The organism is Flavobacterium flavigenum, from assembly GCF_027111255.2.
Classification (GTDB): domain Bacteria; phylum Bacteroidota; class Bacteroidia; order Flavobacteriales; family Flavobacteriaceae; genus Flavobacterium; species Flavobacterium flavigenum.
Genome location: NZ_CP114285.2, coordinates 2026144 through 2045829 on the forward strand (window position 1 = coordinate 2026144; position 19686 = coordinate 2045829).

A 19686-nucleotide genomic window follows, 5' to 3' on the forward strand; every position below is an offset into this window, starting at 1 on the left:
AATTTATAATGAAACTATACCTTCTATCGTAGAAACTTCTTTGTATTTGCCAATTACTTCATCAGCACTATCCATCGTTACATCTATAGAAACACTGGTAAATTTACCTGTTTTAGATTTTGTTGTTTTGATAACCGCACCCATTCTGTCAAAAGCTTTTTCAACGCGCTCCACATTATCGGCTACAGAAGGGACTATAAATTTATATAAATATTCTGCAGGCCAGGTGTTTGAATTATCCAGCTCAACCTTTAATCTTTCGTAAAATTCGGCGGTGTTTTTTTCTTTATCGTTCTCCATTCGTAATTAAAAATAAACGCAAATATACGGTTTTGGTTTTAGATATTTTAAATTGGAAAAAGATATTAAAGCGTTGTATATTTTTGAAATGAAATACACTATTTAGAATACTTAATTTTTCAAAGTTTTTTAAAATACAAAATCAACATTCAATATTTATATCTATGTTTTATTATTTTGTTGCGGGTTTCAATATATAAAGATTACTACCAAAAATAATTACCCCAAGTTTAAAAAAATGCAAAATCTTTCGGTTTCGATAAATAATCTTTTTAATTATAAATAACTTTAGGTAAATTTGCGCTTTATTTTTAGAATAGTGCAAAAAGAAATCATAGTTCTCCTTGGCGGTCCTGGCACAGGAAAATCTACGCTAATAAACGAATTAGTCGCTCGTGGCTATTGCTGTTACCCTGAAATTTCCAGACAAGTTACTCTCGAAGCGCAACAGCGCGGCATTGACCAATTATTTCTGGAACAGCCTTTATTGTTTAGCGAAATGCTGCTTGAAGGTCGTATTGAACAATTCAAAAATGCGTTGCAAGAACCTGACAATGTAGTTTTTATAGACCGCGGAATCCCTGACGTTGTTGCTTATATGGACTATATTGGTGATGTCTATCCCGAACATTTCACTAAAGCCTGCGAGGATTTCAAATACTCCAAAACATTTATTTTACCGCCCTGGGAAGAAATTTACGAAAGCGACACAGAACGTTACGAGAATTTCGAACAGGCACTGAAAATACAAAAACATCTTATTGAGACTTACAAAAGGTATGGTTATGATTTAATTGAAGTCCCGAAAGACACAGTTGAAAACAGAATTCTTTATATATTAGACAAAATTTAGCAGCCAGATTTAAAGTTGCAAAACTAGAAACTGATTTCTAAATTTTTTAACTTTAATACTTTGGTCATGCAGGAAGCACAGGATATTCTTTTAAAATACTGGAAACATACCAGTTTCCGACCGCTGCAAAAAGAAATTATTGATTCGGTTTTAGAAGGCCACGATACTTTTGCACTGCTTCCCACAGGTGGAGGAAAATCGATTTGTTTTCAGGTTCCCGCAATGATGCAGCCAGGTATCTGCCTTGTTGTTTCACCTTTGATTGCACTAATGAAAGATCAGGTAGCGAATTTACAAAAGCGGGATATTAAAGCGATAGCACTTACAGGCGGAATTCATGCTGAAGAAATTATCGATCTTCTTGACAACTGCCAATATGGAAATTATAAATTTTTATACCTCTCTCCTGAGCGTTTGCAGTCTGACTGGATTTTGGAACGCATTAAAAACCTTCCGATAAATTTAATTGCAATTGATGAAGCACATTGTGTTTCGCAGTGGGGACATGATTTTCGTCCTGCTTACCTGAAAATTTCAGAGCTTAAAAAACACTTTCCCAAAATTCCCTTTCTTGCTTTAACTGCTACAGCAACCCCAAGGATCATTGAAGATATTAAAACTGAATTAGGCTTAAAGGAACCTAATTTTTTCCAACAATCATTTGAAAGAAAAAATATAGCGTACATGGTTTTCGAAATTGAAGACAAATTGTACCGGGTTGAACAAATTTTAAAGAAAAACCCACAACCGTCCATAATATATGTACGAAACAGAAAATCCTGTTTAAACATATCAACCCAATTACAATCGTTAGGATTTCGTGCTACTTATTATCACGGTGGACTTTCTGCCAAAGAAAAAGACAAAAACATGCAATTATGGATGTCTGAACAAGCGCAGGTCATTGTTGCCACAAATGCTTTTGGAATGGGGATCGACAAAGACAACGTAAAAACGGTCATTCACACACAGCTGCCTGAAAACTTAGAAAATTATTACCAGGAATCCGGAAGAGCGGGACGAAATGGAGAAAAAGCTTTCTCTATTTTACTTTATAATAATTCTGATGCAAATCAGACAGAACAGCAGTTTTTAAGTGTTTTGCCAGACAAAAAGTTCTTAAAAACCATGTTTATAAAGCTTTGCAATTATTTTCAGATTGCTTATGGTGAAGGACTAGATGATTCTTTTTCTTTTAAATTAAACCATTTTTGCGATAAATATGATTTCCCTACATTAAAAACATACAACTCACTACAGTTTTTAAATCAACAAGGAATCATTACGCTTTCTCAGGAGTTTTCAGAGAAGATTACGATGCAGTTTTTAATCGAATCGAAAGAAGTGATCCGGTATATGAGCCTGAATCCAAATGACGAAGAAATCATTTTGGCAATTTTGAGAACGTATCCCGGAATTTACGAAATGAAAACACCCTTTAATCTTTCACTGATTGCTAAAAAATCACATCATACAGAAGAAGAGGTTTTGGCTGTTTTAGAAAAGCTGAAAGAAAAAGAAATCATCGAATACAAATCAAAAAATAATGATGCTACCATTTTATTCAATGAAGTCCGGGAAGATGATCTTACTATAAACAGGGTTTCAAAATATCTGGAAAAACAGAATCAGCTAAAAAAAGAACAATTACTATCTGTCCTGCATTATATAAAAGAAAATAAAACCTGCAAAAACAGATTGGTTTTAGATTATTTTGGAGAAGAAACTATGGAAAATTGCGGGGTGTGCTCCTATTGCATTACTCAAAAAGGAAAAATCACAGAAGCCGATTCAATTGCTGATAAAATCCTGCATTTATTGAAAACAACTGCATTAACTTCGCGGGAAATTCAAAATAAGATAAAACTGGATACAAAAGATGTTTTATCAGCCATCCAGCAATTATTAGAAAACAATCATATCGTTATTTTGACGAACAATAAATACACTTTAAAAACCTAATGGAAAAATTACGAATTATATTTATGGGAACTCCCGAATTTGCAGTTGGCATTCTGGACACCATTCTTAAAAACAATTATGAAGTTGCCGGCGTTATTACAGCAGCAGACAAACCAGCTGGACGCGGACAAAAAATAAAATATTCAGCAGTAAAAGAATATGCACTGGCCAACAACCTTACATTATTACAGCCAACCAATTTAAAAGACAAAGACTTTTTAGCCGAGTTAAAAGCGCTGAATGCCAATTTGCAGATAGTAGTTGCTTTTAGAATGCTTCCAAAAGTAGTCTGGGAAATGCCACAATTTGGAACTTTTAATCTTCATGCATCCCTATTACCAAATTATCGCGGCGCAGCGCCAATAAACTGGGCTATCATTAATGGAGAAACAAAAACAGGTGTTACTACTTTTTTTATAGATGATAAAATTGACACAGGCGCAATGATTTTAAACTCAGAGATTGCTATTGAGCCGGAAGAAAATGCGGGACAATTACATGACCGATTAATGCATTTAGGAAGCAAAACTGTTATTGACACCTTAAAAGTGATTGAAAACGGAAATGTAAGCACCACCATCCAGGAAGATAGTGACGATATTAAAACAGCCTATAAATTAAATAAAGAAAACTGCAAAATAGACTGGACAAAGTCCGGAATCGAAATAAACAATCTGATACGCGGGTTAAGTCCATATCCTGCATCCTGGTGTTTTCTGAAAGACAAAAATGAAGAAATAAGTATCAAAATATATGAAGCAAAACTGGTTTCAGAAGCACATTCACTAGAATCCGGCAAACTGATTTCCGGCAAAAAAGAGCTAAAAGTTGCAGTTAAGGATGGTTTTTTACAGTTAGTGAGCTTACAATTACCGGGCAAAAAAAGGATGCAGGTAGCAGAATTATTAAATGGAGTATCTTTTTCTGAGGATGCAAAACTTTATTAATACCAACAAAACAAGGCACTCTAACTGTGTTTAGCGATAAAATACTTTGTTTTATGAACAAAAAAAACAAGTTATTAACATTTTTTGCTAAAATTAAAGAAATCACTTGCAAGGAACGGATTTCCTATTAAATTTGTGTATTAACAATTTTTTTTAACCAACAATTAATAACTAATTATTATGAACAAATCAGAATTAATCGATGCTATCGCTGCTGATGCAGGAATTACAAAAGCTGCGGCGAAATTAGCTTTAGAGTCTTTTTTAGGTAATGTAGGTACTACTTTGAAAAAAGGTGGAAGAATTTCATTAGTAGGATTTGGATCTTGGTCAGTATCTGCAAGAGCTGCAAGAGACGGTAGAAACCCACAAACTGGAAAAACTATCAAAATTGCTGCTAAGAATGTTGTAAAATTCAAAGCTGGAGCTGAATTAGAAGCAGCTGTAAACTAAGTAAGAAAGTTCCTTACACATATAATATAATTAAAACCCTCATTTTTGAGGGTTTTTTTTTACACTTTGACGATTTTATTGGGTTTTTAAATATTTTATGAGTAAATTTAATAAAAATTGTAGCCGTATGATTTCAGAAAAATTAAAAAAAGGACACCTGCTTATTGCCGAGCCTTCAATAATTGGAGATTTATCATTTAACAGATCGGTAATTTTATTAGCAGACCATAACAAAGAAGGATCAATAGGTTTTATCATTAATAAGCCGTTAAAATACACTATTAATGACTTAATACCTGAAATTGATGCGAATTTCAAAATATACAATGGGGGGCCTGTAGAGCAGGATAACCTATATTTTATTCACAACATCCCTGAATTAATCCCAAATAGTGTCGAAATCTCTAATGGAATTTATTGGGGTGGTGATTTTGAATCGACTAAAGACTTAATAAACGACGGATCCATTCACAAAAACAACATTCGTTTTTTCTTAGGTTATACAGGTTGGGACGAAAATCAGCTTGAGAATGAAATGCAGGGGAATTCATGGATCATAACCGATAATACTTATAAAAACAAAATTATCGGAAAATCTGCCACTCATTTTTGGAAAGAGCAAATTATGGAGCTTGGAGGCGATTACCTCATCTGGTCAAATGCACCAGAGAATCCATATCTGAATTAATTTTCAGAAATGGATTCATTCAGTTTTTGCACCAATACATGAGCAAAATCATTTGCAAACTCTTTTTTTCGGTATTTTGTTATCGGTTGAATCCCGGTAATTACATTTGTCAGAAATAATTCATCTGCTTTCTGAAGATCGAATGGTGAAATTATTTCTTCGAGTACTTCTATGCCTTCTATTTTTTTTGCTAATGCTAAAATTTGTTTACGCATAACACCATTCAAACAACCCTCGGAAACTGGTGGAGTGATCAGTTTTTTACCTGTAAGCATAAATAAATTTCCCTGTAGTACCTCAACAACATTTTTAGTATCATTAAGCAAAATACAGTTGTCTAAAGCGTTCTCATAGGCAAAAATACTTCCGGTAACATTGATCAGCTTATTAGTTGTTTTAATCGACGACAATAACTGTTTATTCACATAGAAGTCTTTATACAAATCAACTTCATATGCAGCAGTATTTAAAGTATAATCGACACTTTCAAGAGGTGTTGCATGAATTAAATAAGAAACTAAATTTGTTTTTGGCAAATACAATCCTCCGTCATTTCTAAAAACCGTTATTCTTGCTCTTGCCGATGCAGCGATGCCCATTTCATTAACAAGATTCAAAACCTGTTCTTCAAAATATTCCATAGTGAAATCCATTGGGATCTCCATTCTCACCACACGCATAGAAGCCATTAACCTGAAATAATGATCTTCCAGAAACAAGACCCTGTTATTTACTATTTTCAGGGTTTCAAAAACACCATCGCCATACAAGAATGCACGATTTTGTGTTAGTATATTTTCTTCCTGTGCAATGTTTCCGTTAAAATTGATCATAAAAAAACCCTGAATTTTGTTCAGGGCAAATATAAGGCATAAAATAGACTTTTTCTAAACAGAACCTATAAGATGTTTCAGATCTGAAATCTGATTCTCCCACAATTGTTTAGCCTCTCCTATTTCTTCTTTTTCCGCAAAATCAATCACCATTAATGAAACATCTTTGGTTAATTCATCTACCAAAATATGCAATTCAAAGAAATACTCTGTGTCTTTACTGGACTCATCGACCCATTTAAACTTTACTTTTTCACCGGTTTTTTTAGATGCAAGACGCGCTTTTTCCTGCGAATCATTCCATATAAAAGTAAAAAACTCACCTCTTGAATTTACATTGTCTGCAAACCATTCTGATAAGCCTGACGGCGTTGATATATATTGGTATAATAACTGTGGCGACGAATTGATTGGAAACTCTATTTCGTAACGTATTTTTGAATCCATGTGATACATTTAATTTTTTCGAAATATAAGAATATCTGTCCAAAAACAATGCATTTTTAAAAATATTTTTTTTTCTTGATTTTATACTTGTAAGCTTTAATATTATTTCTATATTTGCACCCGCAATCAGGAACACATTTAGATTGCAGTCCAGGCGAGGTAGCTCAGTTGGTTAGAGCGCAGGATTCATAACCCTGAGGTCGAGAGTTCAAATCTCTCTCTCGCTACTTGAAACAAAAGGATTTACGAATTTTCGTAAATCCTTTTTTTATTGGAGTGACTTTTAAGAGTGACTTTTTACGTACCAAACACTCTAATTTTCAACGTCGCTTCTTCTAAAGCAGAGAGAACAGTACTGTCAATATAATGGTCTTTTAAAATTTTTTCACCACTATGTGAAGTTAGCAGACCAGTATTTTTTCCCATTGCTCGATGCATCCAAGTAATATATGTCTTTCTTAAATTTTTCAGACTAACATCTTTCTGTATCCCTGATTCTTTTACATAATGAGAAAATGACTTAGACAAAGCGTCCATTATTGTTTTTGTTTTCACATTTCTTTCTGGAAGTAAAATATAATCGTCTGTATTTTTCTTTGCTTCATACCCCATCTCTAATAATAATTCAAATAAATCATCATTGATTGGTACAAACTTATTATACTGCTCCGTTCTTCTTATCCTGTTAACCTTTTTATTAGCAATTTTAAAAAATTTAACACCTTCAATTGTAACCAACATATCACACCACCTCAACTCAACAACATCTTCACGTCTGCCACCAGTCAACAAGAATAGCTTAAAACCATGAACTAAATACGGCTTATACATGTTTTTCCTTTCACCCTTACCTCCAAGAATCTGAAATTGATTAACAACACCAATAGAATCAATAACAGTTTTAAACTCTTCTTTTGTCAAAGTCGTTACATCTTGCATTATTACCGACTTTGATTCATACACCGCAAATTGATTCTTCATCACTATCTCCTCAACATCAATCAAAAAAGAAAAAAAAGCTTTCAAAGCTCCCATGCATTTATTGAATGATTTAGCACCATAATGATTTTCTGCCCATAGATAAAACCGAGCAACATCATTTTGATTTACATCAATTATCCTTGTCGTCAATAGATTCCTTTCTTCCATTAAATTATCCAAAAAGTATTTACAATATCTCATGCACTCTTTTTGATATTCTAATGACACATTTTTTACTTTATGAGCATATTTATGTTGCCCTGCTAAATAGCGTTGATATTGAATTACCGAATCTAAAATCGAATAATCATTTCCTTCCTCTTTCACAATTCTCCTTTCATAATTAGAGCTTTTCAATTCATTTTCAAAATCAATAGCTTCCTTAACTGCTTCATTATAACTTTTAGAAGATAAAACCTTTGTTCTCTTCTTTCCATCTCCACCAACAACATGTATTTTAACCTTGTATCTATGCACATCATAATGATTGCAAGCAGGATTATCTCTTTTGCATTTATGACAATATATCTTCATCCCTTTATGAGGATTTTTAGGTAATTTTAATTTAGTCATTTAGAATATTTTTTATAAAGTTCATTTTCAATGTTGTTTGATAATTTAATTTTAGTTGTAGGTTTTGAAGTTTCTTCACCTGAAAGACTATGAATTACCATCTCACAGACAGATTCATCTTTAGATATTTTTCGATACAATTCAATCCAATCATTAGGATACTGTTTTTTCAATTCCATTACCTTGACTTTATCAATTGCGCAATCAACATCAATTTCATATACATATGGCTTTCCCATTTTATGAATTGTAATATCCTTCGAGATTAACCACTTTTTAATAGCATCGTAATCTTTTAGATTTATTCTCTCCCCTACTTGGACAAAATTTAAAGTTGGTAAGTGATAAAAGTAAAAGAAGAGATTAATCATGTTTTCTGTATTTTCATTATTATAGTGCAAATGTAGCGTTTTTAAAGAAATAAACAAAGTTAAAATCATTTTTTTTATGAATTTACAGATTCAATAAAAATCAAAACACTAATAATCAAACACATAAAAAAAATTAAAACATTAAAATTCTGTATTTTCATAAAAAATGTGAAAATAAAATTGTTTAATTAAAAAATAATGCTACCTTTGCATTGTTAATATGAAAATACAGAAAGCATGAATGAAAATAATAATGACTTGATATGGACATCCGAAAACTTAGTAATGTTTGGAATGTGGCTGGTTAAAAAAGGAGAGCATGGATATGGGTTACTTTGCATTCACGGTTCCTGTTTAGGACTAAAAATAGGAACATTACTAAAGTTGAAATGGAATGACTTTATTGAAGAATATAATGAGGAGTGCAAATTTTATCTTGAAATCGTCGATGATAAAAAATCGAAAATTGACACTTATCGATTAAGTAAGTTTCTTATGCGTTATACAAAATGGGCATATAAAAACGATTTTAACGACGAAAATAGGACAATAGAATCTCTAATCTATATCAACTGTAAAACTGGAAAATCACTTACTACTTCAAGCTTAAATAGAGAATTGAACAAATTCTACCAGGAATTTAGGTCAGAAGTGTATTCCACAACATTCCTAGACCTAAAACTCAGAGAACTAAAAACAAATTCATTTGAGATTGCTTGGGCAAGAGATTTCGTAACAAAATATAACTGCACAAAAAAGGCTTTTATTATCGTATCTAAGCATATGGGGCATAGAACTGTTAACGACACAATAAATCTTTTAGAAATTGAACCAAATGACGACATTGTGATTACCTATGACCTGTTCAACCCAAGCACAAAAGAAGAATCCGAAATTGAGCAAATATTTTCTAACAAAGAAAAGTTAAAACAATATTTGTTAAGCCAGAACATATCAACGACCACTCTTGAATTCATGAAACTTCGTGATAAGTCGAAGGACGAATAAAGCCTAGAAAAAACTTCACTTTAAAACATTAAAAAAAAATCCATCTAGAATGGACAGGAAGAAAACTGCCTTAACTTAAAATTTATAAATATGAAAAACAATGTATTCTATCACATTTCACCAATCGAAAACAAAGATTCCATCTTAAAAAATGGGTTAATTTCTACATCATCCGAAATATTTGTTTGCAACGAATTTAATCAATTAAGAAGAATCGCACATGGTCAATTAGGCATCTCAGAGTATTCAATTTTTAAAATTCCTTCATCAAACATTACAGGCGAAATTTTGAATGATGACGTCGCAGAATTTGGAGCACAATATCAGTTCATCGTAAAACAAGATATAATTGAAAGCAAATGCATTTCGCACGTTGAAGATGTTAAGTGGCATCCTTGTGATTTAGCAGAAGTAAACAATCGAGAATTCGCATCATTTCTAGGCATGGACGTAGATAAACTCATGCAAGAAATGGTTCAACACAACAAAGAATGGTGCGAACACTTTAATAAAAAATACAACCTAAATATAGATTATGTGCCACTCAACATGGAGGGGGTGAACGGAATTGGGGGTGGCAATTTGGAGTGAAAACTTTTTGAGGAGTTGAGATATTCTTTCTCCTCAAGCGTATAAGTCTGAAAAAAATCTCTCTATCGTTGAAGTAAGTTCTTTGAAATATTGAAAACAAAAAAATCTTCTCGTTGAAGTAAACTTTCTCTAACTGTTGAAAACAAAAATCTTTTCGTTGAAGTAAAGTTTCTTTAAACATTGAAAATGAAAAACTAAATAATAACAATTCAACCAATAATTAATTTCAAAATAAAAACTAATGAAACTTTCTAAATATCAGTAATGTAATTTATTATATTTTTCTTTTTCTTATTTCTATTCTTATTTTAATATAAGCAGTAGTATAATAGAAAGAGCTTAATTCAGCATACCCCTGTTTCTACCTCAACATACCTATGTTCATTTAGCAACAGGAGAATGTTTAAAAAACAACATACCCTACTGAAAAAACAGCACCAACCTGCTGAAAAAAAATTAAACAAATAATAACTTAAAAAAAATAATATGAACGAAAATCAAGACCAAAACTTCGTAAAAGTAAATTACAATTTACTAGCAAGCCCAAAACTAAACTCAACCCAAAAACTATTTTTATCCTATATAATTGGATGGCAAAACAATAATAAAATCTGTTTCGAAACCAACAGAAACCTAGCATTAAGATTTGGTAAAAAATATGGCGGAATCAGGTCAGTCATTAAAGACTTAAATACTTTTGACTTTTTCAAATCTAAAAGCAAAGACTATGATGAAACAACCCGCACATCAGGACATGAAATTACTGTCAATATTGACAAGCTGGAAAAATTTTTAAGTACCGAAAAACCAATAGTAGAACCTACCTCAACGGAAGAACAATCAAATAATGAAGACAATTCAAATTTACCCGAAGCAGGAAAAATTGATGAATGCGAATTTGAACAATTTCCAACATATGACCTTGATGACATAGTTGATTTAACTAAAATATTAAAAATATTAGATTTCAATGAATCTGACATAAATCAGTTCATACAACATTTTCAAACCCAACAAGTAACATTCGATTCATTTACAGATTATTTTATTTCTCTCAAAATAGAGAACAAAACTAAAGGTTATAAAGGAATTATCATTTCAAATACACAAGCAGAACAGTTAGAAAAAATGTTCTCAAAAGACTAATTTACAAAAGACGGATATCCTACCCCTACAACAGTACCTTATGCGTAATTTTTAACTCGTTTAACTACACTTATACAATCTAGATGCTCCTGCAACAGTTCCATGGGGCATCAAAGATTGAAAGAGTCGCTCTACATTAAAGAACGCCTCCCTACCTCCCTGTTTTTCAACAACTAAGAAGTTTTAACAGCAGAGTTATCGCCCTCGAAAATTAGCTTAAAATATCATTAAATATCAAACACTCGAACTGCCGTTCAAAATTTTTTTTTATAATTTTTCCCAAGGTTTTATTCGAACTGATATTTATACATAAAGAAGTCATGACAAAAAGAATCTTACTCAAACCATCACAGATGCGAATGCTAATAGACAAAATAGGAGTTCCTCCTTGTTGTAAATCATTGTCAGCAAACGGAGCAACAATAAATGTTATTTACTATAAGAAAGAAAAATAAAAGCCACAAATTGTGGCTTTTAAATCAATTTACTTATTGAGGAAAATATCTAGAGTAAGTACTTGTATCTCCTGTATTGTTTTGCACCAACACCATTTCTGTATCTGTGATGGATTTTATTGTGTAAACAATTGGAATATAAGGTAGATAAACTTTCTTTGTAATAGTTAGAGTATTCTTGTCGATTTCCCATGTACCAGAAGTAATAGACCCTAAACCGTATCGACTGTAAAATTTGAATACACCCTCTGATAAAAAATAATTAACTCCTAAGTAATCTTTATCATCGTAATTACCATCATTAGTCCTGCTTTTTAAAGCCCAACCCCATTTCATCTCTCCCATCAATAATGATTTATTATTGGGAACGGCTGGAGTATTCGGTACAGTTGGAGTTACTGGAGTATTGGATGTATTATCAGTATTATTATCTTCGGTCATGGAATCACTTGAGCATCCTGTAGACAGTGAAACGATAAATAAAACGACAGCAACGATATGTAGTATTTTTTTCATAAATTTTATTTAATTTTTAATATTTTAAAATGTTGTACACTTAATCAATATTCCCAATTTTTTTCGAGATTGCCAGTATGATATTCACCTTCAGCAGTATTATTGTCTTTAAAATAAAGTCTGTTTTCACCATCATTACCTTTTTCAAACCAAAACCTTCCGTAATTACAATACCCCAAATCTCTATACTTGTTCTGATTAGAATCTATTTGAACACTCCCAATTGACAGAGTTACTGGGGTTTGCTCATTCCATTTATCAGTAATATTATCTGATGCACGTCCATTATCAGACATCAGGAGATTTGATTTCCAACATCTTATTTCCGTTTCGGTTATCTGAAACCTATAATATGTTATCAAACCACCTCTACTAACAATTTCATCGTGCCATTTTCCTTGAATGAACCTTTTGACACTTTCAGTAGAATCAATATTGCCCCCTTCTTTATAACTTTTCAAGCCATAGGCAAAGGCTAAAAAAAAGATTGAAAAGATAAAAAATGTAGTAGGGTTAAAGATTTTTTTCATTTTACTAATTTTTAAGATTAGATACAAACATATAAAAAATACTCCACATATAGAGTATCCATATATGGAGTAAATAAATATGGAGATTTTAGCTTGATTTGCTTTATAAAAAAGTAAAGAAATGGCTTCAAAAAATGACACGGAAATTAAGACAGGTACAAAAATTGAAGAATCAATCTACTTAAAAAAAATAGGCGCCAGATTAAGATATTTCCGAAAAAAGGCAGGCTACACTAACTCAGATGACTTTGCATACGACAATAACATAAGCCGACCTCAATATGGAAAATATGAAGCTGGTGCAAATATCCAATTAAACACATTGATTAAGATTTTAAAATTAATGAATGTTTCACTAGAAGAATTTTTTCAAGGCTTCAACGAATATTAATATTGTACCTTTTTAAGATTATACCTTATCGTAAATACAATTTTAATTAAAATCTAAACAGTTTTGTTGACTTTTGATTGTGTCAAAAATAACCACCCTAAAATTAACACATTTTGATAAAATTCACTACCTTTGTTTTAACAAAAACAAAGAACCATGAAAACTGCAAAATATATTAGAGTTAGTACAACAGAACAAAACATCGATAGACAAACAACTTCTACTCACAAACAATATGTTGACAAGTGTAGTGGTTCGATTCCATTTAACGAACGTCCGAGTGCTATAAAATTATTAAAGGATATATCCAATAAAAAAATTGACACTTTGATTGTGCATTCTATTTGCAGATTAGGAAGAAATGCCTACGACATTCAAACTGTCTTGAACACATTAAGCAACCTCAATATAAATGTATATGTTGAAAATATCGGTTTATATTCTATGATTCAAAATAAACCTAACTCCATTTTCAAAATGATAACTGATGTTTTAAGTAATGTAGCAGAAATGGAAAGAGCATCTTTATTGGAAAGACAAAAAGAAGGAATCTTAATTGCGAAAGCTAAAGGAACTTACAAAGGAAGACAATTAAATACTAATGAATCTCCTCAACAGTTCTTATCAAAGTACAATCAATCCCATTTAGAACTGATTAAAGATAAAAACTATTCTATTAGAAAACTTGCTTCAATTACTAATTTATCAAATAATACAATAGTTAAAATTAGAAAAATGTTATCGTAAATAAATTTCAGCATTCGATATTGTAAGAAAAAATATTCTATATATTTGATTAAAACAAAATTAATGAATAGAATTATACTTATCGGAAATGGATTTGATTTAGCTCATGGAATGAGAACAAGCTATAATGATTTCATCAACGATTATTGGACTAACGTAATATCAGATATCAGGACATCTTCAGAAAGTACATTTGAAAATTCTGAACTTAAAATTATCCGAAAACCACCTGGTATTTACATGTTATCAACGATTACTAAATATGAGGAATTACATGAAACCTTAAAATCCCGTGGAAGCACAATAACTTTTAAAAATAAATTCCTTGAAAAAATAAACCAAAAAAAACAAATTCAAAATTGGGTTGACATAGAAAATGAGTATTATCAACTATTAAAGGATTCCTTTAAAGATGACAAATGTAAATATAAGATATCTCAACTTAACTACGACTTCAGCGTAATACAAAAACTACTAGAAATATACTTAAAAAAAATCGAACACAACTTCAAAGAAAACTTTGGCAGAGATAGTGCTGACAACTATCTAAAAAAAGCTATTACATACAAAGTATATTCTAATTTCAAATTAAAAGATTTTACTGAAGCATCCATTAACAAAAAGGTTGAGTTTGAATACCAAAAAATCAAAGATGACCTTAAGGCTTTTAATACTGGAAATATAACAATAGAAGATATAAAAGAAGAAAAACGCTCTTTAATTTCTACAATAGGGAAAAGTGACCCAGTCAATACTATAAGAAAAAGATTGCTTTCAGATTCCGCTACTAACTACTTCAACTTACAGCCAACAGAAGTTTTATTCTTGAACTTCAATTACACATTTACAGAAAACTTATATTATAATGTGTCTTGGTTTGACCTTTCTGGAGACTTTAATAGAGATGTAGAAAAAAGTGTAATCCATATCCATGGAACTACCAACGAGCGAGATAATAATGATGTAATTTTCGGCTTTGGTGATGAAATTGATGAAGATTACAAATCAATTGAAAATCTAAATGACAATACTTATCTTGAAAATATCAAATCTATTAAATATTTGGAAACCGACAATTACAAAAAGCTATTAGAATTTTTAAATAGTGGCGATTACCAAATATTCATTTTTGGGCATTCTTGTGGGAATTCTGACAGAACTCTCTTAAGCACACTTTTTGAGCATAAAAATTGTGTATCAATAAAACCATTTTATTATCAGAGGGAGACTAGTGATAATTATAGCGAAATTGTACGAAACATAACTAGAAATTTTAGCAATAAAGCAGTATTAAGAGATAAAGTAGTGAATAAAGAATACTGTGAACCTTTAACATAATTAATCTATCCCACTTTTTTATTTAAGGAGCTATAGCCCATTGACCTATCTCAATTATTTTTGCTCTAAATTCTGCGTTATTGACTCCTTCATTTGCAGGTTTTCTACCTCTAATAGTTGCATGAGCTCTATTAAGCTTACTTGGAGTGTGCAAGACTTCTTGTGATGGCTCCAAATCTGTTCTTATTTTACCAACATTCATTTTCCAAATAAAATAATCATCAGGATTTTTAGGTGGCTTTCCAGGCTTATTATGTAATTTAACGCTTTCTCTACATTTTTTTGCAGTAGTATATCTATCCCAATCTGAAGACAATTCATTACTATCTACATTAAATGGGGTATTTTTAAAAGCATCTGCTTTTGGAAATCCTTTAATCAAATTTCTTTTGTGAATTCTAGTAAACAAAAAGTCTTTATCTGGAATCTCTTTAATTTTTGTTTTAAACCAAATCATATAAGCTTTTGCATCCAATGTGAAACATCTCTATTAATCTCAAAATCATGCAAAAAGCCTTTTAAAACAGTTGAATTAACATCCTTTCCATAGAAGTGAACGTCTAATTTTTCATCATTAACAACATTCATCAAAAACATCCTATTATCACATCTCCATTCAATATCAAATGAGCCATCCCTTGTTAGACTTATCTCAGGAACTTTAATAACAACATCATGAAACTTCAATACATACTCGGCATATAAAATCAACAACTCTATTGTCATTAAATATACTTTAGGATTACACCCTACTGCGTCTTCATCATCCCAATCATCTTTATAATCTAAATATCTTTTTGATATTAAAATTTCCTCATATAAACCTTTTAATTTATGGCTTATAGTAAAACTTTTATCAAGAATTATAATACTGAATGGCTTTGTATCCCAAGAAAGCATCACCATATTTTTAGAAGCCGTTTTAGACGAACCAAAAATATCTGACCACTCTGATTCTTGAGCATGAATCGATTTAAATTGCATAGCGGTATCGTAAGTCACTCTAACATTATCGTGCTTAAATGGTTTTGCAATTTTGGGTCTTTTATCTAGCAGTAGTTCAGACATATATTAAAATAGGATATTTAAATTATTTTTGTAGTCTTCACGGATTATTTGGTCTTTTTCGATAGCTTTTTCTATTTCAGCTTTTAATCTATTTAAATCTTTTAAATCAAGGGTAAAATATAACTCTTTATCACTAAAATTATGTTGATATTCCACATGTAATTTGTGTATTATTACAGCATCTCGATTCTTATTGCTTAAATCATCCTGAAAAAGTATCCTCAAATCAGTAATCAATTTACTAGACCTTAAAATTGATTCATTATCATATGCACTTCTCCTTGAAACAATATTTTTTCGAAGATTAGCAACGTTTGATAAAATAATATTTAAGTTTTTTTCTAATGCAACTTCTTCTTCTTTTGATTTTTGATAATCTTGTATAAAAGATTCTGCTAAATTTTTCGCAACCTCTTCAACTGTAGCATCATCTTTTCCAATTAAGCCACTAAAACTAACTACAGTTTGGAGCAAAATTCTCGATTTATTTTCGAAAACTTCATTTAATCGTTGGATTATACTATCATATTCATCTCCAGCACGAATATCCGCTAAAATTTTGACTAATGAATTCACATCGTTTAAATTCATTTCTGAAATAAGTATAAAACCTTCTTTTACTTCTTCTGGGATATATATTGTAGCCATTTATCTATTTTTCTATTCAAATATATATATAAATATATTTATTTTATGCAAATATACAATACCTTTTGACAAAATATTACGAAAAACCATATAACAATTTAAGTTATAGTATATCTAATACTTATAATAGTTTTATTTATTATTCATCAAATTAAAGAGATTAAAATAAAAACGTAATAAATAAAATTTATATATGTTGCGCCGAAAAATTAAAGGTTCTTATATTACTCTGATAGTAGCACTAATCACAAGAAAGAAATAAGGAGTGACGAAAAGGAGTGACGAAAAGAGCTAAAAACGTTTCAAAACGATTTTGGTGTTTTGAAAATCCTTACAATTAACTCTCTGCTAATAGTATAGCACTTATTTATAGGATTCATAACCCTGAGGTCACGGGTTCAACTCCCGTCCTCGCTACAAAAAGCAAACCCTTAAACAGCAAATGTTTAAGGTTTTTTTTTATTGTTTTTTTTATATTAAATACTGTTCCTTCCCATAATTCAAGTTTATTTTTAGACTAAATGTAGCACATTAAATGAAACTGCTAAAATTAATTTCAAAGCTTACAAGGCATTATGTGTTCCTTTATTATAATATTCAACACAATAGATGTTCTGTCTTGAGTCCCGAATATTTGTAAAATTCTATTGAGATCAGTTGGTCTGGTTCTATTACATTTTTTTTGATTTTTCTGCCAATATAATTTCACTTACGAAACTCTTTTCATAGTATGCATTTCACATCATTTGGGCATGCCCATACCCTTGTTTACTTTCGGCATCAATTTTAATGATTATTTTTCATGCTTTATCCATGCTTTATCTATGCTTTATCTATGCTTTATCCATGCTTTATCCATGCTTTATGAATCGTCCTAAAATAACTATGAATCGTCCTAAAATAACTATACAGATTATTAAATAAATCCTGTTATAGCTATACAAATATAATTTTTAATCCTAAACTTACTATACAACTGTTTTTTCATGGCTAAATTTTTTATTATAATTCTTCCATCGCTTCTTCAAGTTCCCTGATTGCAAATGAGCTTGATTTGGGGTTAGGTAATTACAACTTGAATGTGGTCTGATTTCATTATAAACTTTAATACTTTTCTTTATCTGGTTGTAGGTTTGTTCAAAACCCAACTGGCTACTATGAAGATTGAACTCTGTCTTGATGATTCCGTTTACACGTTCTGCCAATGCGTTTTCATAAGGATCTCCATTTTCAGTCATGCTGATTCCAATAGCATTTTGATGCAACAGATTTACATACTGGTGAGAGCAATACTGTGAACCTCTATCCGAATGATGAATGATTGGTTCGTGATACATCCTGTTTTTCAAAGCCATTTCTAATGCTTCGATACATCCTTCTGCCATTAGGTCATTACGAAAACAATGACCCGTCCTAAAAAATATTGAAAAAACTTTGTTTTTTAAACCATAATAATCCTTAAAAACACAACCTATTATCCTACAAATACTTATATAAAAAAATAGGTAATTTAACTTTTTATAACATTTTTTTTTAAAATCTATGAGTTTTTTTTTATTAATTAGCATTTTTTTTAACACTTATTAACATTTAATTATATTGTTAAGATTGTTTAAATTAAATAACGTGAAATTGATAACATAACTCTTTTAAATATCTACAAATGAAATTAAAATTACTTCTAATCATTAATCTTTTTTTTGTTAATTCGCTGCTTATTGCCCAATACACAAATACTACTTTTGGTTATTCATCAAATGATGGAGGAGAATATAATTCTTTTTATGGAGCTTATACTGGTTATAGTAATACTACAGGAAAGGACGGTGTTTTTGTGGGATTTAAAACAGGATATTCCAATACTTCAGGAGAAAAAAACACCTTTATAGGTAGACAGGCTGGCTACTTTAATACTATGGGAGGCTACAATGTTTTTTCAGGATATAATTCAGGGTATCAAAATACTACAGGAAGCAACAATGCTTTTTATGGTACCAAATCTGGACTTGGAAATACTACCGGATGGGAAAATGTATTTACCGGACACGAGTCAGGCCAAGGAAATACTACAGGTTATAGAAATGTATTTGTTGGATGTGGATCCGGAAGAGGAAATAATACAGGTAGTAATAATGTTTTTATCGGATATGAATCTGGGCAATCTAATCAAACAGGTAGTTATAACGTTTTTACTGGTGATGATACTGGATTACAAAATAAAGGACATGGAAATATTTTTACAGGTCGTCAAGCAGGATATCGTAACACTACGGGAAATTATAATTTATACTTAGGATACAAGGCAGGATATTCAAACAATAGCGGATCCTACAACATTTTTATAGGACACAGAGCAGGTGAAAATGAAACCACTAGCAATCGTTTATATATAGACAATAGTCCAACAACTATACCTCTTATTTATGGGAAATTTGATACCGACCAAGTAGGCATTAACACCAATGTAATCCCAGCGGGCTATGCTATGGCAGTTAAAGGAAAATTTATTACTGAAGAAGTAAAGGTTCAGACTTATGCCAACTGGCCTGACTTTGTATTTAAAAAAGAGTACAACCTACCTTCTATAAATGAAGTAGAACAGCATATTAAAAAGAAAGGACATTTACCAAATATTCCATCGGCGAGTGAAGTTTCTGAAAACGGAATTTTATTGGGCGAAATGAACGCCAAACTACTTCAAAAAATCGAAGAACTGACCCTCTACATTATTCAACAGGAAAAACGATTTAATGATCAGGAAGCACGTCTAAAAAAATTAGAAGCAGAAATGTCTTCGAAATAATCCTGCAATACTATTGTCACTTTACTATATAGTCGTA

The 19686-nt window shown here is 31.1% G+C and carries 23 protein-coding genes and 1 tRNA gene; 13 read left to right on the forward strand and 11 right to left on the reverse strand.

The features are described 5' to 3' along the window. Positions 1 to 3 precede the first annotated feature (3 nt). Entirely contained in the window at positions 4 to 300 is a 297-nt protein-coding gene (locus OZP09_RS08050) for a DUF493 family protein (RefSeq protein WP_078225905.1), read from the reverse strand. 319 nt (positions 301 to 619) lie between these two features. Between OZP09_RS08050 and OZP09_RS08055 the strand changes: the two genes are divergently transcribed. The 5 genes from OZP09_RS08055 to OZP09_RS08075 all read left to right on the forward strand — a co-directional run bounded on the left by OZP09_RS08055 (position 620) and on the right by OZP09_RS08075 (position 5203). Continuing rightward, on the forward strand, positions 620 to 1153 hold the full coding sequence (locus OZP09_RS08055) for an AAA family ATPase (protein ID WP_269237333.1): 534 nt from the start codon (positions 620 to 622) through the stop codon (positions 1151 to 1153). A 66-nt stretch (positions 1154 to 1219) separates the two neighbouring features. Next, entirely contained in the window at positions 1220 to 3115 is a 1896-nt protein-coding gene (locus OZP09_RS08060) for a RecQ family ATP-dependent DNA helicase (protein WP_281310586.1), read from the forward strand. Next, the gene (gene fmt / locus OZP09_RS08065; RefSeq protein ID WP_269237334.1) at positions 3115 to 4062 is read left to right on the forward strand and encodes a methionyl-tRNA formyltransferase; all 948 of its coding nucleotides are present in this window, start codon (positions 3115 to 3117) and stop codon (positions 4060 to 4062) included. Before OZP09_RS08060 ends, fmt begins: the two co-directional genes overlap by 1 nt. A 180-nt stretch (positions 4063 to 4242) precedes the next feature. Continuing rightward, positions 4243 to 4515, forward strand: coding sequence for an HU family DNA-binding protein (locus OZP09_RS08070; RefSeq protein WP_223681873.1), 273 nt, complete (start codon positions 4243 to 4245; stop codon positions 4513 to 4515). Positions 4516 to 4642: 127 nt separating this feature from the next. Continuing rightward, complete coding sequence (locus tag OZP09_RS08075) at positions 4643 to 5203, forward strand: YqgE/AlgH family protein (protein WP_223681871.1); 561 nt, start codon at positions 4643 to 4645, stop codon at positions 5201 to 5203. On the opposite strand, the gene OZP09_RS08080 is transcribed toward OZP09_RS08075, so the two are convergent. Together OZP09_RS08080 and OZP09_RS08085 are read right to left on the reverse strand one after the other, a co-directional pair. Next, positions 5200 to 6036, reverse strand: a complete 837-nt coding sequence (locus OZP09_RS08080) for an aminotransferase class IV (protein ID WP_269237335.1) — start codon at positions 6034 to 6036, stop codon at positions 5200 to 5202. The two genes, OZP09_RS08075 and OZP09_RS08080, sit on opposite strands and share 4 nt — an antisense overlap. Positions 6037 to 6090: 54 nt before the next feature. Beyond that, positions 6091 to 6483, reverse strand: coding sequence for an START-like domain-containing protein (locus tag OZP09_RS08085; protein ID WP_269237336.1), 393 nt, complete (start codon positions 6481 to 6483; stop codon positions 6091 to 6093). Between the two features lie 153 nt (positions 6484 to 6636). Between OZP09_RS08085 and OZP09_RS08090 the strand changes: the two genes are divergently transcribed. Then, positions 6637 to 6710 (forward strand) — tRNA-Met (locus OZP09_RS08090). A 70-nt stretch (positions 6711 to 6780) separates the two neighbouring features. Here OZP09_RS08090 and OZP09_RS08095 read toward each other — a convergent pair. Continuing rightward, positions 6781 to 8037: a tyrosine-type recombinase/integrase gene (locus OZP09_RS08095; RefSeq protein ID WP_281310587.1), complete on the reverse strand. Its 1257-nt coding sequence runs from the start codon at positions 8035 to 8037 to the stop codon at positions 6781 to 6783. Further along, the gene (locus OZP09_RS08100) at positions 8034 to 8438 is read right to left on the reverse strand and encodes a hypothetical protein (RefSeq protein ID WP_269237340.1); all 405 of its coding nucleotides are present in this window, start codon (positions 8436 to 8438) and stop codon (positions 8034 to 8036) included. The genes OZP09_RS08095 and OZP09_RS08100 overlap by 4 nt, the downstream gene beginning before the upstream one ends. A 207-nt stretch (positions 8439 to 8645) precedes the next feature. Here OZP09_RS08100 and OZP09_RS08105 point away from each other — a divergent pair, with 207 nt between their 5' ends. From OZP09_RS08105 to OZP09_RS08115, 3 genes are all read left to right on the forward strand, one after another. Beyond that, positions 8646 to 9416: a hypothetical protein gene (locus tag OZP09_RS08105; RefSeq protein WP_269237341.1), complete on the forward strand. Its 771-nt coding sequence runs from the start codon at positions 8646 to 8648 to the stop codon at positions 9414 to 9416. A 90-nt stretch (positions 9417 to 9506) separates the two neighbouring features. Further along, a complete protein-coding gene (locus OZP09_RS08110; protein ID WP_269237342.1) occupies positions 9507 to 10007 on the forward strand; it encodes a hypothetical protein in 501 nt (166 codons plus the stop codon). Between the two features lie 486 nt (positions 10008 to 10493). Then, entirely contained in the window at positions 10494 to 11153 is a 660-nt protein-coding gene (locus OZP09_RS08115; protein ID WP_269237343.1) for a hypothetical protein, read from the forward strand. Between the two features lie 488 nt (positions 11154 to 11641). Here the strand turns inward: OZP09_RS08115 and OZP09_RS08120 are convergent, their stop codons facing one another. Both OZP09_RS08120 and OZP09_RS08125 read right to left on the reverse strand, forming a co-directional pair. After that, positions 11642 to 12124, reverse strand: a complete 483-nt coding sequence (locus tag OZP09_RS08120; RefSeq protein ID WP_269237344.1) for a lipocalin family protein — start codon at positions 12122 to 12124, stop codon at positions 11642 to 11644. A gap of 44 nt (positions 12125 to 12168) precedes the next feature. Next, on the reverse strand, positions 12169 to 12654 hold the full coding sequence (locus tag OZP09_RS08125; RefSeq protein WP_281310588.1) for a hypothetical protein: 486 nt from the start codon (positions 12652 to 12654) through the stop codon (positions 12169 to 12171). Between the two features lie 121 nt (positions 12655 to 12775). On the opposite strand from OZP09_RS08125, the gene OZP09_RS08130 reads away from it, so the two are divergent. The 3 genes from OZP09_RS08130 (at position 12776) to OZP09_RS08140 (ending at position 15130) form a co-directional block, all read left to right on the forward strand. After that, a complete protein-coding gene (locus tag OZP09_RS08130; RefSeq protein ID WP_269237346.1) occupies positions 12776 to 13045 on the forward strand; it encodes a helix-turn-helix domain-containing protein in 270 nt (89 codons plus the stop codon). Positions 13046 to 13201: 156 nt separating this feature from the next. Continuing rightward, on the forward strand, positions 13202 to 13792 hold the full coding sequence (locus tag OZP09_RS08135; RefSeq protein WP_269237347.1) for a recombinase family protein: 591 nt from the start codon (positions 13202 to 13204) through the stop codon (positions 13790 to 13792). A gap of 63 nt (positions 13793 to 13855) precedes the next feature. After that, positions 13856 to 15130 carry an AbiH family protein gene (locus OZP09_RS08140; protein WP_281310589.1) on the forward strand — a complete coding sequence of 425 codons (1275 nt, stop codon included), beginning with the start codon at positions 13856 to 13858 and terminating at the stop codon, positions 15128 to 15130. 22 nt (positions 15131 to 15152) lie between these two features. Here OZP09_RS08140 and OZP09_RS08145 read toward each other — a convergent pair whose 3' ends face one another. The 4 genes from OZP09_RS08145 to OZP09_RS08160 all read right to left on the reverse strand — a co-directional run bounded on the left by OZP09_RS08145 (position 15153) and on the right by OZP09_RS08160 (position 18231). Beyond that, positions 15153 to 15605, reverse strand: a complete 453-nt coding sequence (locus OZP09_RS08145; RefSeq protein WP_269237349.1) for a hypothetical protein — start codon at positions 15603 to 15605, stop codon at positions 15153 to 15155. Next, positions 15584 to 16198, reverse strand: a complete 615-nt coding sequence (locus OZP09_RS08150) for a hypothetical protein (protein ID WP_269237350.1) — start codon at positions 16196 to 16198, stop codon at positions 15584 to 15586. Before OZP09_RS08150 ends, OZP09_RS08145 begins: the two co-directional genes overlap by 22 nt. Positions 16199 to 16201: 3 nt before the next feature. After that, positions 16202 to 16846, reverse strand: a complete 645-nt coding sequence (locus OZP09_RS08155) for a hypothetical protein (RefSeq protein ID WP_269237351.1) — start codon at positions 16844 to 16846, stop codon at positions 16202 to 16204. Positions 16847 to 17814: 968 nt separating this feature from the next. Beyond that, positions 17815 to 18231, reverse strand: a complete 417-nt coding sequence (locus OZP09_RS08160; RefSeq protein ID WP_432419446.1) for an integrase core domain-containing protein — start codon at positions 18229 to 18231, stop codon at positions 17815 to 17817. A gap of 278 nt (positions 18232 to 18509) precedes the next feature. Between OZP09_RS08160 and OZP09_RS08165 the strand changes: the two genes are divergently transcribed. Continuing rightward, the gene (locus tag OZP09_RS08165; protein ID WP_269237352.1) at positions 18510 to 19649 is read left to right on the forward strand and encodes a hypothetical protein; all 1140 of its coding nucleotides are present in this window, start codon (positions 18510 to 18512) and stop codon (positions 19647 to 19649) included. The last annotated feature ends 37 nt before the right edge of the window (positions 19650 to 19686 follow it).

Excerpts from the sequence above, each read along its gene's own strand:
- OZP09_RS08155 (WP_269237351.1), bottom strand. The coding sequence starts at position 16,846 with ATGGCTACAATATATATCCCAGAAGAAGTAAAAGAAGGTTTTATACTT.
- OZP09_RS08115 (WP_269237343.1), top strand. The coding sequence starts at position 10,494 with ATGAACGAAAATCAAGACCAAAACTTCGTAAAAGTAAATTACAATTTA.
- OZP09_RS08110 (WP_269237342.1), top strand. The coding sequence starts at position 9,507 with ATGAAAAACAATGTATTCTATCACATTTCACCAATCGAAAACAAAGAT.
- OZP09_RS08125 (WP_281310588.1), bottom strand. The coding sequence starts at position 12,654 with ATGAAAAAAATCTTTAACCCTACTACATTTTTTATCTTTTCAATCTTT.
- OZP09_RS08135 (WP_269237347.1), top strand. The coding sequence starts at position 13,202 with ATGAAAACTGCAAAATATATTAGAGTTAGTACAACAGAACAAAACATC.
- fmt (WP_269237334.1), top strand. The coding sequence starts at position 3,115 with ATGGAAAAATTACGAATTATATTTATGGGAACTCCCGAATTTGCAGTT.
- OZP09_RS08140 (WP_281310589.1), top strand. The coding sequence starts at position 13,856 with ATGAATAGAATTATACTTATCGGAAATGGATTTGATTTAGCTCATGGA.
- OZP09_RS08150 (WP_269237350.1), bottom strand. The coding sequence starts at position 16,198 with ATGTCTGAACTACTGCTAGATAAAAGACCCAAAATTGCAAAACCATTT.
- OZP09_RS08095 (WP_281310587.1), bottom strand. The coding sequence starts at position 8,037 with ATGACTAAATTAAAATTACCTAAAAATCCTCATAAAGGGATGAAGATA.
- OZP09_RS08075 (WP_223681871.1), top strand. The coding sequence starts at position 4,643 with ATGATTTCAGAAAAATTAAAAAAAGGACACCTGCTTATTGCCGAGCCT.
- OZP09_RS08120 (WP_269237344.1), bottom strand. The coding sequence starts at position 12,124 with ATGAAAAAAATACTACATATCGTTGCTGTCGTTTTATTTATCGTTTCA.
- OZP09_RS08130 (WP_269237346.1), top strand. The coding sequence starts at position 12,776 with ATGGCTTCAAAAAATGACACGGAAATTAAGACAGGTACAAAAATTGAA.
- OZP09_RS08050 (WP_078225905.1), bottom strand. The coding sequence starts at position 300 with ATGGAGAACGATAAAGAAAAAAACACCGCCGAATTTTACGAAAGATTA.
- OZP09_RS08085 (WP_269237336.1), bottom strand. The coding sequence starts at position 6,483 with ATGGATTCAAAAATACGTTACGAAATAGAGTTTCCAATCAATTCGTCG.
- OZP09_RS08105 (WP_269237341.1), top strand. The coding sequence starts at position 8,646 with ATGAATGAAAATAATAATGACTTGATATGGACATCCGAAAACTTAGTA.
- OZP09_RS08070 (WP_223681873.1), top strand. The coding sequence starts at position 4,243 with ATGAACAAATCAGAATTAATCGATGCTATCGCTGCTGATGCAGGAATT.
- OZP09_RS08080 (WP_269237335.1), bottom strand. The coding sequence starts at position 6,036 with ATGATCAATTTTAACGGAAACATTGCACAGGAAGAAAATATACTAACA.
- OZP09_RS08060 (WP_281310586.1), top strand. The coding sequence starts at position 1,220 with ATGCAGGAAGCACAGGATATTCTTTTAAAATACTGGAAACATACCAGT.
- OZP09_RS08165 (WP_269237352.1), top strand. The coding sequence starts at position 18,510 with ATGAAATTAAAATTACTTCTAATCATTAATCTTTTTTTTGTTAATTCG.
- OZP09_RS08160 (WP_432419446.1), bottom strand. The coding sequence starts at position 18,231 with ATGGCAGAAGGATGTATCGAAGCATTAGAAATGGCTTTGAAAAACAGG.